This window comes from Streptomyces sp. NPDC003284 (assembly GCF_053589675.1).
In genome coordinates this window covers 139532-155555 of sequence record NZ_JBSFSI010000007.1, presented here as the reverse complement: position 1 = coordinate 155555, position 16024 = coordinate 139532, and the positions used below count along the sequence as shown (strand labels likewise).

The following is a 16024-nucleotide window of genomic DNA, read 5'->3' as shown; positions in this document are numbered from 1 at the left end:
GACGACTGCCACGTAGACTGGTGGGCTGTTGTCCGGCCGTTCCCCGCTTTCCGATCTGGAGACACCCCACCATGCAGGCAGAACCGAAGAACAAGCAGGTGGGGCGGGAACAGGAGCGGGAGCGGGAGCGCCCCGCGCAGCCGGAGGCGTCGACCGGTCCGCAGTCCCTGGTCGGCGAGGAGTACGAGGTCGAGGTCGGCCCGGTCGCCCACGGCGGCCACTGCATCGCCCGCACCGCCGAGGGCCAGGTGCTCTTCGTCCGGCACACCCTGCCCGGCGAGCGCGTCGTGGCCCGGGTGACCGAGGGGGAGACGGGCGCCCGCTTCCTGCGCGCCGACGCGGTACGCGTCCTGGAGGCGTCCAAGGACCGTATCGAGGCGCCCTGCCCCTACGCCGGCCCCGGCCGCTGCGGCGGCTGCGACTGGCAGCACGCCAAGCCGGGCGCCCAGCGCCGCTTCAAGGGCGAGGTGATCGCCGAGCAGCTGAAGCGGCTCGCCGGGCTCACCCCCGAGGAGGCCGGCTGGGACGGCACGGTGATGCCCGCCGAGGGCGACAAGCTGCCCGCGGGAGAGGTGCCCCAGTGGCGCACCCGCGTCCAGTACGCCGTCGACGCCGAGGGCCGGGCCGGACTGCGCAGGCACCGCTCGCACGAGGTCGAGCGCATCGACCACTGCATGATCGCCGCGCCGGGCGTGACCGAGCTGGGCATCGAGCGGCGGGACTGGACGGGCATGGAGACGGTCGAGGCGATCGCGGCCACCGGCTCCCAGGACCGCCAGGTCGTCCTGACCCCGCGCCCCGGCGGCCGCCTCCCGCTGGTCGAACTCGACAAGCCGGTCTCCGTCCTGCGCGTCGACGAGAAGACCGGCGGCGTCCACCGCGTCCACGGCCGCCCCTTCGTCCGCGAACGCGCCGACGGCCGCACCCACCGGGTGGGCGGCGGCGGCTTCTGGCAGGTCCACCCCAAGGCGGCCGACACCCTCGTCACCGCCGTCATGCAGGGCCTGCTGCCCCGCAAGGGCGACATGGCCCTCGACCTGTACTGCGGCGTCGGCCTCTTCGCCGGCGCCCTCGCCGACCGCATCGGCGAGAAGGGGGCCGTCCTCGGCATCGAGTCCGGCAAGCGCGCCGTCGAGGACGCCCGCCACAACCTCGCCGACTTCCCCCGCGTCCGCATCGAACAGGGCAAGGTCGACTCCGTCCTGCCCCGCACCGGCATCACCGAGGTCGACCTCATCGTCCTCGACCCGCCCCGCGCCGGCGCCGGCCGCGCCACGGTCACCCACCTCACCACCCTCGCGGCCCGCCGCATCGCCTACGTAGCCTGCGACCCGGCAGCCTTGGCCCGGGACCTGGGGTACTTCCGGGAGGGCGGGTACCGGGTGCGGATGCTTCGGGCGTTCGATCTGTTTCCTATGACGCATCATGTGGAGTGCGTGGCGATTCTGGAGCCTGCCGAGAAGGGCCTCTGACCTGCTGTTTTGCATTTCAGGTGGTCGACTCGACCTGTTTTCGCTCGCGGAATGCGTCGACTGAGGTTCGCTTGTGCAGAACGCTCTGAGCTGCAGGTTCAAGGGCCGGTGTGGGTCTCGCGGCGACGTGGCGATGCGCAATGCAGAATTTTTGACGCCCGGATGACGCTCGAATATCGGAAGCCTCAACCTCGGACCTCTCCGGCCCTGGGCCGCGGACCGGGGCCGTCGGCGCGGGGCAAGGCTCCGGTTCGGGGGGCGACTGCACCTCGCCGGCGGCGGCGTGCTGCTACCTCGTCGCACGCACCTCGGAACCGAGACCGCGGCCCGACCGGGCCACGAAGGACGGCGTCGTGGTCCGAGGTCTTGAGTGGCTGGTATCACCTCGCCACCCAGATACCAGTCCGGTATCATTCCTGTATGGCGATGACACTCCGACTCCCCGAAGACCTCGACGCGAAGCTCACCGAGCGGGCTCGTCGGGAGGGTCGCAGCAAGCAGGAGCTTGCCATCGAGGCCATCCGTGACGCCCAGCACCGGGCCGAGCTGAAGGTCGATGACGTCGTGGCCGAGCTGATGGACAGCGATGCGGAGATCCTGGACTACTTGAAGTGACCCAAGTGCGCTACATCCATATCGACGAGATCCTGGCCATCGCTCGCACGGTCAACGATACCGAGCACAGCGTGCGTGACATGGGACTTTTGGTGTCAGCGATCGAACGGCCCCGGACGAACGTGTTCGGGGCCGAGCTGTATCCCACGCTGCACGAGAAGGCGGCGGCACTGCTGCACTCCGTCGCTCGCAATCACGCGCTGATCGACGGCAACAAGCGCACCGCCTGGCTTGCCATGCGTGTCTTCCTGCGGTTCAACGGGGTCAGCGCCAGTACCGCCCCGCCATCCGTCTCTGTGGCTGGCCCGTTCGTCGAGGAAGTCGCGCAGGACAACATCGATGTACCGGCTATTGCCAAGCGCCTGTCGGCCTGGTTCCCCGTTTCCTGACGTTCGACGTCGTGGGTACGGGACGGAATGAGGTTCTGGGAGCGGTGCTGGCTCCTGGCAGTCCGCCGGGGGACTGACCCGTTCGTTCCCAGCGGTCACGGAATGCGCTGTCCGTGCCCCTCGCGCGCCCCCGTGCGCACTGAGCCGGTCCTCTCGCCTCCAACAAGCTGTGTCTGCGGTATCCACCGTCCACGTCCACAGCTTGGAGGGGGGCAAGGTGCCGGAGGAATGGATACGGGCTCTCGTGGCGGACTTCGGATCCGAGTGCAGGGAGCGTCTGCGGGTCAGCGACACGGAGGCGGGACCATCCCCGCGCGTGCGGGGAGCAGGCGGTGAGCCAGCGCAGCAGGAGGGTGATGTCGGGACCATCCCCGCGCGTGCGGGGAGCAGAGGTGGCGCGGTACCGGACGGGCCGGTCCTGGGGGACCATCCCCGCGCGTGCGGGGAGCAGGTCTTCATGGGCATGGCCTCGGGCGTGGCCGAGGGACCATCCCCGCGCGTGCGGGGAGCAGACGAGGTCCCGCTTGAGTGCCGAGTCGCCGATGGGACCATCCCCGCGCGTGCGGGGAGCAGACTTGCTGACCTGCGAGTCTATTGCCGCAGGGACACGATCTCAGTGACTTTCGCAGGTTCCGACCAATAGGGCATTTATGGTAATCGGCCTCGTAGGCGGTTCTCGATGGATCAGGGGAAGCCGACGATCTTATGTGACGGGGGTGGCTGTTTGCCTGTAGTTGCTTCTATTGGCTTGTTTTGGTGTGAGGTGGCGGTCGGTGCCTGTATCAATCGCTCATGAGTGGTGAGGGGAGCGCTTGTGCCGGCCTGTTGGGTCGGATCGGGGGGTCCGCCCGGTCGGTGTGGGCCAAGTATGACCGCGATACCGATGGGTGGTTGCCGTTGTGGCGGCACATGGAGGATGCCGCTGCGGTGGCGGGCCTGTTGTGGGACCGGTGGCTGCCGGTAGGGGTGCGCAGGCTGGTGGCCGAGGCGTTGCCGCAGGGTGATGCGGACGCACATGCCCTCGCTGTGTGGCTTGCCGGTGTGCATGACATCGGTAAGGCCACGCCGGCGTTCGCCTGCCAGGTGGACCAGCTTGCCGAGACGATGCGTCAGCATGGGCTGGAGATGCGCTCGGCGAGGGCGATGGGGCCGGACCGTCGGATCGCGCCGCACGGACTGGCTGGACAGGTGCTGCTGGGGGAGTGGCTGGAGGAAAGGCACGGGTGGGTGCCCGCCCGGACCGGGCAGTTCACGGTTGCTGTGGGCGGGCATCACGGTGTGCCGCCCGAACACGCCCAGATCACAGCCTTGTACGAGCATGAAGAGCTGCTGCGTACTCCTGGTGCGAGCGGCCGGGTCTGGCGGCAGGTGCAGACAGAGCTGCTCGACGCCTGCGCCGAGCGTTTCGGTGTGGCACAACGGCTCGCGGCATGGCGGGCGGTGAAGCTGCCGCAGCCGGTGCAGGTGCTGCTCACCGCGCTGGTCATCGTCTCCGACTGGATCGCCAGCAACCCGGATCTTTTCCCGTACTTCCCTGATGGCGCGTCCCGTGATGACCAGGAGCGTCTCACCGCAGCCTGGCAGGGACTGGACCTGCCGGGGGTCTGGCGGGCCGAGGAATCATGCCGAAGTGCACAGGAGTTGTTCGCTTCCCGGTTCGAACTGCCGACGGGAGCGCGGATACGCCCGGTCCAGGAGACGGCCGTGGAACTCGCCCGGGCCATGGAGACGCCTGGTCTGTTGATCGTCGAGGCACCGATGGGGGAGGGGAAGACGGAGGCGGCGCTTGCCGTGGCGGAGATCTTCGCGGCGCGTTCGGGGGCGGGAGGCGTGTTCTTCGCTCTGCCCACCATGGCCACCGGCAACGCCATGTTCCCGCGCCTTCTGGATTGGCTGGAGCGATTGCCGGGGGTGGCCGGCTTTCGCCGTTCGGTACATCTGGCGCATTCCAAGGCCGCTCTCAACGAGGACTTCGCCGGCCTGATGGCCCGTGCCGGGCGGGTCACGGCTGTCGGGGTGGACGAAGCGACGTCCGCGCCTCGGCAGCGGCACCACACGCAGCACCGTGCGGCTGCCGAACTCGTGGCGCACGCATGGCTGCGTGGCCACAAGAAGGCCATGCTGGCCTCGTTCGTCGCGGGCACCATCGACCAGTTGCTGTTTGCCGGATTGAAGAGCAGACACCTGGCACTGCGGCACCTCGCCATGGCGGGGAAGGTCATCGTCATCGACGAGGCCCACGCCTACGACACGTACATGAGTGTGTACCTGGACCGGGTGCTGTCCTGGTTGGGGGCCTACCGGGTCCCGGTGGTGGTGCTGTCAGCGACCCTGCCGGCTTCACGCAGGCGGGAACTCGTCCAGGCGTACTCCGGCCGGGCCGATGCCGAGCCGGAGACGGCCGCATCGGATGTGTACCCGCTGCTGACCGCAGTGGCTCCGGGCGGCTCCGCACTGTGCCGCCGCCCGCAGGCGTCAGCCCGGTCGACGGCGGTCTGCCTGGAACGCCTCGACGACGGCCCGGATGTCCTCGGCGACCGGCTGGAGCACGAGTTGGCCGACGGCGGGTGCGCCCTGGTGATCCGGAACACGGTCAGGCGGGTGCTGGAGACGGCTCGCGCGCTACGCGACAGGTTCGGGGCCGAGAACGTGACCGTGGCCCATTCGGGCTTCGTCGACCTCGACCGGGCGGACAAGGACAGCACGCTGCTGCGCCTGTTCGGGCCACCGGAGAAGACGGATGGCAGGCCCACAGGCCGGCATGTCGTGGTGGCCAGCCAGGTCGCCGAACAGTCCTTGGACGTCGACTTCGACCTGCTGGTCAGCGACCTGTGCCCCGTCGACCTGCTGTTGCAGCGCATGGGGCGGCTGCATCGCCACCAGCGCGGCCCGGGGCAGAAGGAGCGGCCCGGGCGGCTGCGGACGGCGCGCTGCCTGGTGACGGGAGCCGACTGGACGGCCCATGTGCCCGCCCCGGTGCGGGGCTCGGTCGCCGTGTACGGGCAGTACACCCTGCTGCGATCGGCCGCAGTGCTCCTTCCTCACCTCGACGGCGGGTCCGGGCGGCCGGTGCGGCTTCCGACCGACATCAGCCCGCTCGTGCAGAGCGCGTACGGGGAGGCACCGGTCGGGCCGGACCATTGGCAGGAGGCGATGAAGAGGGCACGCGAACAGTTCGAGCGGCACCGCGACGATCAGGCCGGGCGCGCCGCCGTGTTCCGGCTCGGGGGCGTCGGCAAGCCGGGACGTCCGCTGTTCGGCTGGGTCGCCGCCGGAGTCGGGGACACGGACGACACCCCTGCCGGGCGTGCCCAGGTCCGCGACAGCCGGGACAGCCTGGAAGTCGTCGTCGTCCAGCGCCGCGGCGATGGGCATCTCGTCACCCTGCCCTGGCTCAAGCCGGACAGCAAGAAGCGGCAACGAGCCGGTCTCGCACTGCCGCAGGATGCCACGCCGACGCGGTTCGCGGCCCGTACGGCCGCGAGCTGTGCCCTGCGGCTCCCCAGGCAGTTCTCCGGCGAGACCATGGACCGAGCCATCCAGGAGCTGGAGCAGTTGTACATGCCCAAGTGGCAGGGCAATGACAGCCCTTGGCTTTCCGACCAGCTCATTCTCGCCCTCGACGAGAATTGTCAGACCCGGCTGGCAGGATTCTCGCTCCGGTACAGCCCAAGTGACGGCCTGGAGGTGACCCGTGCTGAAGAGTCGCCTACGTGAATTCATGGGTGAGCCATCCCGGCGCGGGCGGGGAGCAGTGAAGCACCTTCATGCCTACGGAACACGGTTGGTGGACGGCGGGCGGATGTCCCGTGCGCTCAACGGCCGCCTGCCGCAGGGGTATGCGTGGACGACCGGCATCGTCCAGATGTTCGTCTCCGCGGCGGGCATGGTCAGACCGGTCTGACAGGCTTCTGTCCCCGCTACAGTCCCAGCCACTGTCTTGAGGTGAGCATTGCCTGAGAACAGTTCCAGCAGCGATGGCGCGCTGTCCTTCGACCTGATCCGTCAGCCGTGGATCCCGGTGCTGAACAGCGACGGTTCTCCACACGAGTTATCGCTGTCTCAGGTCTTCGCCCACGCCGCTGATCTCCAGCGCATCGTCGGCGACCTCGCCACGCAGGAGTTTGCCCTGATCCGCCTCCTGTTGGCCATCGCGCACGATGCCCTGGACGGGCCGGGCAGCGCCGAGGAGTGGGCGGAGCTGTGGGAGGACCCCGACTGCTTCGCCTCCGTCCAGGCGTACTTGGCCGATCACCGCGAGCGGTTCGACCTTCTGCATCCGCGCACGCCGTTTCTGCAGGCCGCCGGGCTGCGTACCGCGAAGGACGAGGTGTTCTCCCTGAACCGGATCGTGGCCGACGTGCCCGCCGGGGAGCCGTTCTTCACGTCGCGGATGCCGGACGTGGAGCGGCTGTCCTTCGCCGAGGCCGCTCGGTGGGTCGTGCACGTCCACGCCTACGACACCTCAGGCATCAAGACCGGCATGGTGGGCGACGACCGGGTCAAGGGCGGCAAGGTGTATCCGCTCGGCACCGGCTGGGCGGGCGGGCTCGGCGGCGTCTTCGTGGAGGGCGCGACGCTGCGCCAGACGCTGCTGCTCAACCTGGTGGCGGCGGACACCGAAGCCCTTGACCTCTCTGCCGATGACCGGCCGGCCTGGCGCCGTGAGCCGGTCGGGCCGGGATCCGACGGCCGTGCTGCGAGCGGCCCGCGCGACCTGTACACCTGGCAGTCGCGCCGGGTGCGGCTGCATCATGACGCGGACGGTGTCCACGGTGTCGTCCTCGGCTACGGCGACCCGCTCGCCTGGCGGAACATGCACCGCCGTGAGCCGATGACCGCATGGCGGCGCAGCCCTGTTCAGGAGAAGAAGCTGGGGCAGTCACCCGTGTACCTGCCCCTGGAGCACGACCCGGCCCGCTCGGCCTGGCGGGGGATCGCCGCGCTTGTGGCCGACCGGCTGGAGGAGTCCGGCGGCGCCGACGGGCCGTCGCGTCTGCGCCCGCGGATCCTTGACTGGGTCGCCCGTCTGGTGACCGAAGGGCACCTGCCCCGCCGTTTCCTGATCCGTGCCCGGGTGGCCGGGGTCAGCTACGGGACCCAGCAGTCCGTGATCGACGAGGCCGTCGACGACCGCTTGGTCATGCCGGTCGTCCTGCTCCACGGGCAGGATCCCACCTACGCCCGACAGGCCATCTCCGCCGCCGAGGACGCCGATCGGGCGGTGCGGGCCCTGGGGGACCTCGCAGTCGACCTGGCCCGGGGGACCGGGGCCGAGCCGGAGGGTCCGAAGGCCGTAGCCCGTGCCGGGGGGTTCGACGCGCTGGACCATCCCTACCGAGGCTGGCTGTCCGACCTTGCGGAAGCCGACGACCCGTTCGAGCATCGCCACACCTGGCAGCGTCTGGTACGGCAGACGGTGAGCCGTCTCGGGGACGATCTCATCGCCGCCGCCGGTGACGCGGCCTGGCAGGGCCGGATCCACACCGGCGACAAGGGCGGCACCCACTGGCTGAACGCGGGCCTGGCCGACGTGCGGTTCCGGCAACGCCTGGCCAGAGCGCTCGGGGACCCCGGCTCGCCCGGCTCTGCGGGCCCCGGCGAAAGCGACGCCGTTCCGGATGGCGACGGTCCGCCCCGGCCGGGGCCCGCCCGTCAGCCGGATTCCGACCACGCCGCGACCGACCCGGAGGTGCACGCATGACCCCAGCAACGCCCCTGTCCCCAGCCGCAACGCCCGTCGCGGTCCCGGTTCACCGACGGGTGGCAGACCTCGCCGCCACGCACATCGGACCCTGGCAGCAGGGATACCTCCAGGACAGGCCCCAGGCCGTGGCAGCCCTTGCCCGCCTGCGCCGCGGCGCAGGCTGTGAGGCGGGCCAGACGCCCGACCTGTGGAGCCTGATCGACACCGACCCGCTGCACACCCGGCCCGACAACACCCGGCCCTTGAGCGAGCCGGAGCTGGTGCGCGCCGAGAATGCGCTGCACACCGCCTGCACCCTGTGGGCATTCCACCAGCAGTCCCGCGGCACGCCCATGCACCGCCGGCACACCCGTGAACGGCCCGGTGGCCTCGGCGCGGCGGTCCGGCGCATGATGTCGGCCGACGGCACCGACGAGCCCATCCGCAAGCGTCTGGTCCGCGCGGGCACTGCCCCCGACCTCGTCGCGCTCGCCCAGCGGCTGCGCGACATCGTCGCTCTGCTGCGCCGCGACGACATCCCGCTCGACTACGCCCTCCTCGCCGGCCAGCTCTACCTCTGGCAGTGGCCCGACGGTCCCGCCACAGTCCGCCGCGCATGGGGCCGCTCCTTCCACGAGCAGCGACAATCTCGCCCGGCCCCGGACGAGAACACCACCCCGGACAGCGAATAAGGACGCCTTGTGAACCGCATCTTCCTGGACGTGCACGCCCTGCAGACCGTCCCGCCCAGCAACCTCAACCGGGACGACACGGGCGTGCCCAAAACGGCCGTCTACGGCGGCGTCTCCCGCGCGCGCGTCTCCAGCCAGGCGTGGAAGCGGGCCATCCGCACCTACTTCAAGGACGAGCACCTCCTCGACCCCGCCGAGCTGGGCGTGCGGACCAAGAAGGTCGTGGAACTCCTGGCCGACCGGATCACCGGCCTCGACTCGTCCGTCGGGCGCGAGACGGCCCTCCCCCTCGCCGACGAGATCATCAAGGCCGCGGGCATCAAGACCGAAGTCCCCAAGCGGAAGGCCGATCAGGCGAAGAAGGACGCAGGGCCCCTCCCCGCTCCCGAAAGCAAATACCTGGTCTTCCTCAGTTCACGGCAACTCGACGGCCTGGCCCGCCACGCCCTCGAAGGTGCCGCCGACATCACGGCCTTTCTGAAGAGCAAGGAGAACAAGGCGCGCGCCAAGGAACTCGCGGACACCCGCCACTCCGTGGACATCGCCCTGTTCGGCCGCATGGTCGCCGACACCGCCGACATCAACGTCGACGCCGCCGTGCAGGTCGCGCACGCCCTCAGCGTCCACCGGGTGGACAACGAGTCCGACTACTACACCGCCGTCGACGACGAGAACAAGGACGAGGAAACCGGCGCCGGAATGATCGGCACCGTCGACTTCAACTCCGCGACCCTCTACCGCTACGCCGCCCTCGGTGTGCACCAGCTCGCCGCCAACCTCGGCCAGGGCCTGCGCGAGGACGAACCGCGCACCGAGCCGGTACGCCGCGCCGTCGAGGCGTTCGTCCATGCCTTCGTCTCCTCCCTGCCCACCGGGAAGATCAACGCCTTCGGGCACCACACCCAGCCCGACGCCGTCGTCGTCAGGCTTCGCACCACCCGGCCGATCAGCTACGTCGCCGCCTTCGAGGACCCGGTCCGCAGCGAGGGCGGCGGCCACCTGCGCAAGGCAGCCGACCGGCTCGCCGCCTACGCCACCGATGTCGAGCGTGTCTACGGCGACCCCGAGACCACCCTCACCTGGGTTCTGCGCGTCGGCCCCGCCACGCACGAGCTCGCCGAGCTCGGCACCGAGACCGGCACACAGCGCGAACTCGCCGCAGCCGTCGGCCAGGCCGTCGCCGAACGCCTGGAGAGGCCCGCATGAGCCGCGCGGGCGTCCTCGCTCTCCGCCTGGCAGGTCCCCTGCAGTCCTGGGGCGCCTCCTCCCGCTTCACCCGCCGCACCACCGAATCGGCCCCGACCAAGAGCGGCGTCGTCGGCCTGCTCGCCGCGGTGGCCGGCGTCGAACGCGGCGACGACACACGCCTGGCTCCCCTGGCGGCGCTCCGCTTCGGTGTCCGCGTCGACCAGCCCGGCACCCGCATCCGGGACTTCCACACCGCCCACCACGGCGTCAGTGGCGCGTCCATGCCCCTGTCCGAACGCTTCTACCTCGCCGACGCCGTCTTCGTCGCCGCACTCGAAGGCGACCACACCCTGCTCACCAGCCTGCACGATGCCCTGCGCACCCCTGCGTACCCGCCCTACCTCGGACGGCGCTCCTGCCCGCCCACCGAACCGGTCGGCCTCGGACTGCACGAGGACACCCGCCTGGAGGAGGTACTGACGCACGTGCCCTGGCAGGCATCCGCCTGGTATCGCAGAAGCCGTCCCACTCCGCAGAACCTGACGGTGCTGCGCGAGACAGCCCCCGGCGAGCCCGTCACAGCGGCAGACGTCCTGCGCGACCAGCCGGTCAGCTTCGACGCCGCACACCGGCGGCACACACTGCGCACCGTCGCCACCACTCCCGTGCCCACCCCTGTCCCGGCCGGCGGCGGCTCGCAGGAGACGCACGATCCGTTCGCCGCCCTCGATGTCCTGGAGGATGACAGCGCCTGATGTTCATCACCCGCTTCCGCGTCAACACCGCGCGGCCCGGCGCCCGCCGCCTGCTGTCCTCACCTCAGGTCATGCACGCGGCCGTCATGTCGTCCTTCCCGCACATCCTGCCCTCCGACAGCCCGCAGCCCAGCGCACCACGCGTGCTGTGGCGGCTGGACCAGCAAGCCCGCGCCGAGGTACTGCTGTACATCGTCAGCCCCGACCGCACCGACCTGACCCACCTGGTCGAGCAGGCCGGATGGCCCGCCGTTGCCGGCCCCGAGAACCCCGGCTGGCAGACCCGGTCCTACGCCCCGCTCCTTGAGCGGCTGACCGCCGGTGACCGCTGGGCATTCCGCCTGACCGCGAACCCCGTACACACCATCCGCCGCAAAGAAGGCGAACCCCGCAAGGTCACCGCCCACCTCACACCCATCCACCAAATGGGATGGCTGCTCGACGAGAAACGCCAAGAACGCCTCGGCTTCCGCGTCTGCGAGAAGCCGGCCGACCGCCGGCTACTGCCCGAGGGCACCACCCACGGGGGGCGCCCCTCCCCGGGCGATCGCTTCGAACTGGCCATACGAGACACGAAGTCGCTCGTCTTCGACAAGAACCGCAGCGCCGGCGGCCGCCGGGACAAGCCGGTCACCGTCGTCACCGTCACCTTCGGAGGACGCATGGAGATCACCGACCCCGACGCCCTGCGCCGCACCCTCACCCAGGGCGTCGGCCGCGCCCGCGCCTACGGCTGCGGCCTGCTCACCCTCGCCCCCCTCACCCGTCCCACCCCGAATACGCCATGAGCATCCCCTCCCAGCGGTCGGCACTGACCCCGCGCCAGCTCACCCGCACCGACGAACGGCTCTCCTTCGTCTACCTGGAACGCTGCACCGTCCACCGCGACGCCAACGCCATCACCGCCCAGGATGCCGAAGGCACCACCCACATCCCCTCGGCGACCATCGGCACCCTCCTCCTGGGCCCCGGAACACGCGTCACCCACCAGGCCATGAGCGTGCTCGGCGAGACCGGAGCGGCAGTCTGCTGGGTCGGCGAACACGGCGTCCGCTACTACGCCTCCGGCCGCGCCCTCAGCCGTTCCTCCCACCTCATGGAGGCCCAGGCCCGGCAGTGGGCCAACCCACGCAACCGCCTCGCCGTGGCGCGAGAGATGTACCGGCTGCGTTTCCCGGACGAGGACCCGGCCGGTCTCACCAGGAACGAACTGCTCGGCCGAGAGGGACGGCGACTCAAGGACTGCTACCGAGCCCAGGCCGCCCGCACCGGCGTCCCCTGGCGGGGCCGCCGCTACATCCCCGGCGACTTCAGCAGCGGCGACGCCGTCAACCAGGCCGTCACCGCCGCCGCCCAGTGCATGTACGGCATCGCCCACGCCGTCGTCACCTCCCTGGGATGCAGCCCGGCCCTCGGTTTCATCCACTCCGGCCACGAACTCTCCTTCGTCCTGGACATCGCCGACCTCTACAAGACGGAAATCGGCATCCCGCTCGCCTTCGACGTGGCCGCACAGAGTGAGGAGGACGTAGGCTCCCGCACCCGGCGTGCACTGCGGGACCGCATCACCGAGACATCCTTGCTGCACCGGTGCGTCGACGACATCAAACGCCTCCTGCTGCCAGAGACGGCCACTTCCTCGGACTCCGGCGACGACCGGGACGTCGTCACACTCCAGAGCGATCACAACCACCAGGTCGCCTCCGGCGTCAATTACGACGGGCCCGACTACGGGGACGAGCTCTGGTGACCGTCATCGTCCTCACGCCCGGCCGGACTACGCGGCTTCCTCACGCGCTGGATGCTGGAGATCTCCGCCGGCGTGTTCGTGGGCAATCCCTCAGCCCGCATCCGCGATGTGCTCTGGGGCGAGATCCAGCAGTACGCGGGGCAGGGCCGCGCTCTGCTGGCCCACACCACGAACAACGAGCAGGGCTTCACCTTCCGCACCCACGACCACACCTGGCATCCGGCCGACCACGAGGGCGTCACCCTGATCCGCCGCCCCGACCCGAACGCACCTCCCGCCGGTACGGATCTCCGAAACGGATCCCCCTCCGGCTGGAGCCGGGCCGCCAAACGACGACGCTTTGGGAGAGGGTGATGCGCATCGCAAGGCTTTTATCCTGTATGCCGGAGTCGGGGAAAGTACTCCGAAACGGCTCTCGGTCCCAGTAGAACCGCAGGTCATTCAGCCTGCTCCCCGCACCCGCGGGGATGGTCCCAGCTACGGCCTGTCGGACGGGGGGGAACCGGACTGCTCCCCGCACCCGCGGGGATGGTCCCGAGGTCCGCCGCCTGCTCTGGCAGCACGCCAGCTGCTCCCCGCACCCGCGGGGATGGTCCCGGGGTTCTACGCCAACCCCTGCCGCCGGAGGTCTGCTCCCCGCACCCGCGGGGATGGTCCCCAGTTCCAGGACCTCAACTCGGGCGCGGCGTCCTGCTCCCCGCACCCGCGGGGATGGTCCCCCGCGCTCTTCTCGGCGCTGTGGATGTGCGCGCTGCTCCCCGCACCCGCGGGGATGGTCCCAAATACGCCAAAGAAACCCCTGGCATGGCGTCCTGCTCCCCACACCCGCGGGGATGGTCCCACGCAACGCATTGACCCGGTGGCTACAGCGCCCTGCTCCCCGCACCCGAGGGGATGGTCCCAGGCCATGGCCACGAGGGCGGCAGCCGCTGAGCTGCTCCTCGCACCCGCGGGGATGGTCCCATGCGTATGGCGGTGGCGACTTTGAGCCGGGCCTGCTCCCCGTACCCGCGGGGATGGTCCCCCAGGTGATCGTCATATAGGGCCCTCAATGTGGTGTCTGTGAGCGCGGCGACGATGTGGTGCGGCCCGGGTTCCTGCTCGGTTTCGGTCCATGCTTTCGGCGATGCGTGCCGGCGCAGAAGCAGGTCGGTCGGGTCGGTCCACTCGGTGAGGTTCCCGCGGCTGCGTGCCGCGCCATGTAGTCGTACACGCGCCCCACGTACCCGGGGAGCTCGGACAGGCCCAGTGGGACGGCCTCGGCATTCTCGACGACGAGCCCACTGCAGATGCTGCCGAAAAGGCCGACTTGCCGCAGCAGTGGCGGTACGGCAGGGCGTTGTTGGCGTGAGTTGTGTTCCGAGGGTGAAGGGCGAACGCTTTTACGGACTGAAATCCCCCGGATAGAGCGGGCGCGAGGAGTGGGTGAATCGTCCTTGCTCTCTGCGGACCATGGGATCAGCGGGCGGGGGCTGATGCCAGCGTCCTCCCCGGAGTGGTGGAGGCGGCGCGGGGGCGGGGTGCTGGGCGGCACGTCCGGATCTGGGGCTGCGTGACATGGCGTATGCGATCCGCCGACCCCACCGCCGTGCTCCGCAGCCGCAACGCGGCGTCATCTCACCGGGAAAGCGCAATACGGTGAATTCTCCAGCCGCAGGTGGCGAACCGCCGAGGCAGCCCATGTCGGTTTATGGCAGCCGGAGTTCCGCCCGGACCGTTTTGCCGGGCCGCACCCTCGCGCGGGGCGACGGCCCACCGCGTCGCCAGCTCCGCGACGATCAGCAGGCTCCGGCCGGACTCCGCGTCGCCGGGTGGTTCCTCCCGGAGGGCGGAGGCACACGTTCCGGCCGGGTGTCGGTGATCTCGACGCGCAAGGCGGCAGTGGCGTGGGTGAGCCGGACGCGGGAGCCCCGTCCGGCGACGTGCCCGTGTCGTACGGCGTTGGCCGCCAGTTCGGCCGTGATCAGCGTGAGCGTGTCGTTGACCCGGCCGCCGTACGGGTGCCCCCACGAGTCGAGCCGCGAGCCGCTGGGAGACCAGCCTGCGGGCGAGGCGGGCGCCGCGGGGCGACGAGGTGAACGCCATCGCGAACTCGGGGAGGGGCCGGGGGTCGGTGGAGTGCACCCGGGGGTGGAGATTCAGCTGTTCATGTGGCCCACGCTGCCGGTGCCGTCCTAGCGTGACCAGATGCGGCGCGCACACGGAGAGTTGCTGTAGGTGACGTGTGCGCGGGTGTAGGCGGGCAGGGCGTGTCGGTGGGCGCGGGGACGCGTTGGCCGAGGGAGGTGGTGCGAGGATGAGTGAACCGGCGGGACTGGCGGACGAGGTGTCCGACGCCGAGAGCGGTGACGAGCCCGAAGCGGATGCCGGACCCGGTGTCCTGCGGGTCTTCGGGCGCCAGCTGAAGCGCTTTCGGGTGCGGGCGGGTTTCGAACGGCCCGAGTTCGGCGCGCTGACCGGGTACTCGGTGTCGACCATCGCCGCGTACGAGCAGGGGCGCCGGGTGCCGCCCCCCAGGTTCATCGACCAGGCGGACGAGGTGCTGGACGCGGGCGGGGTCCTCCAGGAGATGAAGGAGGAGGTGGCTCGGGCACAGTATCCGGCGTTCTTCCGGGGTGCGGCGCGGTTGGAGGCGGGGGCGGTCGAGTTGCATGTGTACGCCAATCAGGCGGTGCCGGGCTTGTTGCAGACCGAGGAGTACGCGCGGGCGGTGTTCGGCATGTGGCGCCCTCTGCTGGACGAGGAGACGATCGTCCAGCGCGTGACGGCTCGGCTGGCTCGGCAGAACATCTTCGAGCGTAGGCCGATGCCCACCATCAGCTTCGTCATCGAGGAGGCGACGCTACGGCGTCCGTTGGGAGGTGACAGTGTCCTGCGCGGACAACTGGAGCACGTGTTATTGGTAGCGCAGCAGCGTAACGTCGAGTTGCAGGTGATGCCGACTCAACGCGAGGAACATGCCTCACTCGGTGGGCCGTTCACCTTGATCGAGACGAAAGAAGGGCGCAGGATCGCGTACGTGGAGGCGCACAAGGAGAGCCGTCTCTACACGGAGCGCAGCTCGGTGCGCGAGTTCGAGGAGCAGTACGGGATTCTCCGCGCTCAAGGACTCACTCCCCGGGAATCGCTTGCGTTCGTTGAGAAGCTGCTGGGAGAGAGATGACGATGAAGCCTGACCAGTCCGGCCCTGGTCTCACGTGGTTCAAGAGCAGCTACAGCAGTGGGGCGGGCGGCGAGTGCATCGAGGTCGCCGTCGGCCCTCACGCCGTCCACGTACGCGACTCCAAGGACGTGGCCCGCAGCGGCCTCGCGGTCGATGCCGAGGCCTGGACGACGTTCGTCGGCTTCGCCGCTCAGTAGGCGGCAGGTGTGCCCCCGGTCCGGGCCGGGGGCACACCTGTATCGGGCTGTCGGCGGGCGGAGCCAGACGCCCGGGTTCGGTCTCTGCGGACGCACCTCCTCCCGCCATGCCTCGCT

14 protein-coding genes and 2 CRISPR repeat arrays are annotated in these 16024 nt (G+C 70.1%); all 14 genes read left to right on the top strand.

Features of this window, described 5'->3' with window-relative positions:
- Nucleotides 1–71 precede the first annotated feature (71 nt).
- The 14 genes from ACWDYF_RS17380 (at nt 72) to ACWDYF_RS17315 (ending at nt 15907) form a co-directional block, all read left to right on the top strand.
- Complete coding sequence (locus tag ACWDYF_RS17380) at nt 72–1472, top strand: class I SAM-dependent RNA methyltransferase (RefSeq protein ID WP_389468671.1); 1401 nt, start codon at nt 72–74, stop codon at nt 1470–1472.
- 420 nt (nt 1473–1892) lie between these two features.
- Nucleotides 1893–2087: a ribbon-helix-helix protein, CopG family gene (locus ACWDYF_RS17375; RefSeq protein ID WP_389468669.1), complete on the top strand. Its 195-nt coding sequence runs from the start codon at nt 1893–1895 to the stop codon at nt 2085–2087.
- On the top strand, nt 2084–2476 hold the full coding sequence (locus tag ACWDYF_RS17370; protein WP_389468666.1) for a type II toxin-antitoxin system death-on-curing family toxin: 393 nt from the start codon (nt 2084–2086) through the stop codon (nt 2474–2476). The genes ACWDYF_RS17375 and ACWDYF_RS17370 overlap by 4 nt, the downstream gene beginning before the upstream one ends.
- A 300-nt stretch (nt 2477–2776) precedes the next feature.
- Nucleotides 2777–3049: a CRISPR direct-repeat array (repeat unit 29 nt; unit sequence GGGACCATCCCCGCGCGTGCGGGGAGCAG).
- 336 nt (nt 3050–3385) lie between these two features.
- Nucleotides 3386–6193, top strand: a complete 2808-nt coding sequence (gene cas3 / locus ACWDYF_RS17365; RefSeq protein ID WP_389468661.1) for a CRISPR-associated helicase Cas3' — start codon at nt 3386–3388, stop codon at nt 6191–6193.
- 37 nt (nt 6194–6230) lie between these two features.
- Nucleotides 6231–6380, top strand: coding sequence for a hypothetical protein (locus ACWDYF_RS17360; RefSeq protein WP_389468657.1), 150 nt, complete (start codon nt 6231–6233; stop codon nt 6378–6380).
- A gap of 48 nt (nt 6381–6428) precedes the next feature.
- Nucleotides 6429–8180, top strand: a complete 1752-nt coding sequence (gene casA / locus ACWDYF_RS17355; RefSeq protein WP_389468655.1) for a type I-E CRISPR-associated protein Cse1/CasA — start codon at nt 6429–6431, stop codon at nt 8178–8180.
- Nucleotides 8177–8854: a type I-E CRISPR-associated protein Cse2/CasB gene (casB, locus tag ACWDYF_RS17350; RefSeq protein ID WP_389468652.1), complete on the top strand. Its 678-nt coding sequence runs from the start codon at nt 8177–8179 to the stop codon at nt 8852–8854. The genes casA and casB overlap by 4 nt, the downstream gene beginning before the upstream one ends.
- A gap of 9 nt (nt 8855–8863) precedes the next feature.
- Nucleotides 8864–10060, top strand: a complete 1197-nt coding sequence (cas7e, locus tag ACWDYF_RS17345; RefSeq protein WP_389468649.1) for a type I-E CRISPR-associated protein Cas7/Cse4/CasC — start codon at nt 8864–8866, stop codon at nt 10058–10060.
- A complete protein-coding gene (cas5e, locus tag ACWDYF_RS17340; protein ID WP_389468646.1) occupies nt 10057–10797 on the top strand; it encodes a type I-E CRISPR-associated protein Cas5/CasD in 741 nt (246 codons plus the stop codon). Before cas7e ends, cas5e begins: the two co-directional genes overlap by 4 nt.
- Nucleotides 10797–11585, top strand: coding sequence for a type I-E CRISPR-associated protein Cas6/Cse3/CasE (cas6e, locus tag ACWDYF_RS17335; RefSeq protein ID WP_389468643.1), 789 nt, complete (start codon nt 10797–10799; stop codon nt 11583–11585). Before cas5e ends, cas6e begins: the two co-directional genes overlap by 1 nt.
- The gene (gene cas1e / locus ACWDYF_RS17330; RefSeq protein ID WP_389468639.1) at nt 11582–12547 is read left to right on the top strand and encodes a type I-E CRISPR-associated endonuclease Cas1e; all 966 of its coding nucleotides are present in this window, start codon (nt 11582–11584) and stop codon (nt 12545–12547) included. Before cas6e ends, cas1e begins: the two co-directional genes overlap by 4 nt.
- Before the next feature lie 51 nt (nt 12548–12598).
- Nucleotides 12599–12901 (top strand): type I-E CRISPR-associated endoribonuclease Cas2e, encoded by a 303-nt coding sequence (gene cas2e, locus ACWDYF_RS17325; protein ID WP_389468636.1) that lies wholly within the window; start codon nt 12599–12601, stop codon nt 12899–12901.
- 92 nt (nt 12902–12993) lie between these two features.
- A CRISPR array of direct repeats spans nt 12994–13571; the repeat unit is 29 nt; unit sequence CTGCTCCCCGCACCCGCGGGGATGGTCCC.
- A gap of 1272 nt (nt 13572–14843) precedes the next feature.
- Entirely contained in the window at nt 14844–15710 is an 867-nt protein-coding gene (locus ACWDYF_RS17320) for a helix-turn-helix domain-containing protein (protein ID WP_389468633.1), read from the top strand.
- Nucleotides 15707–15907, top strand: coding sequence for a DUF397 domain-containing protein (locus ACWDYF_RS17315; RefSeq protein ID WP_018564561.1), 201 nt, complete (start codon nt 15707–15709; stop codon nt 15905–15907). Before ACWDYF_RS17320 ends, ACWDYF_RS17315 begins: the two co-directional genes overlap by 4 nt.
- Nucleotides 15908–16024: the final 117 nt, after the last annotated feature.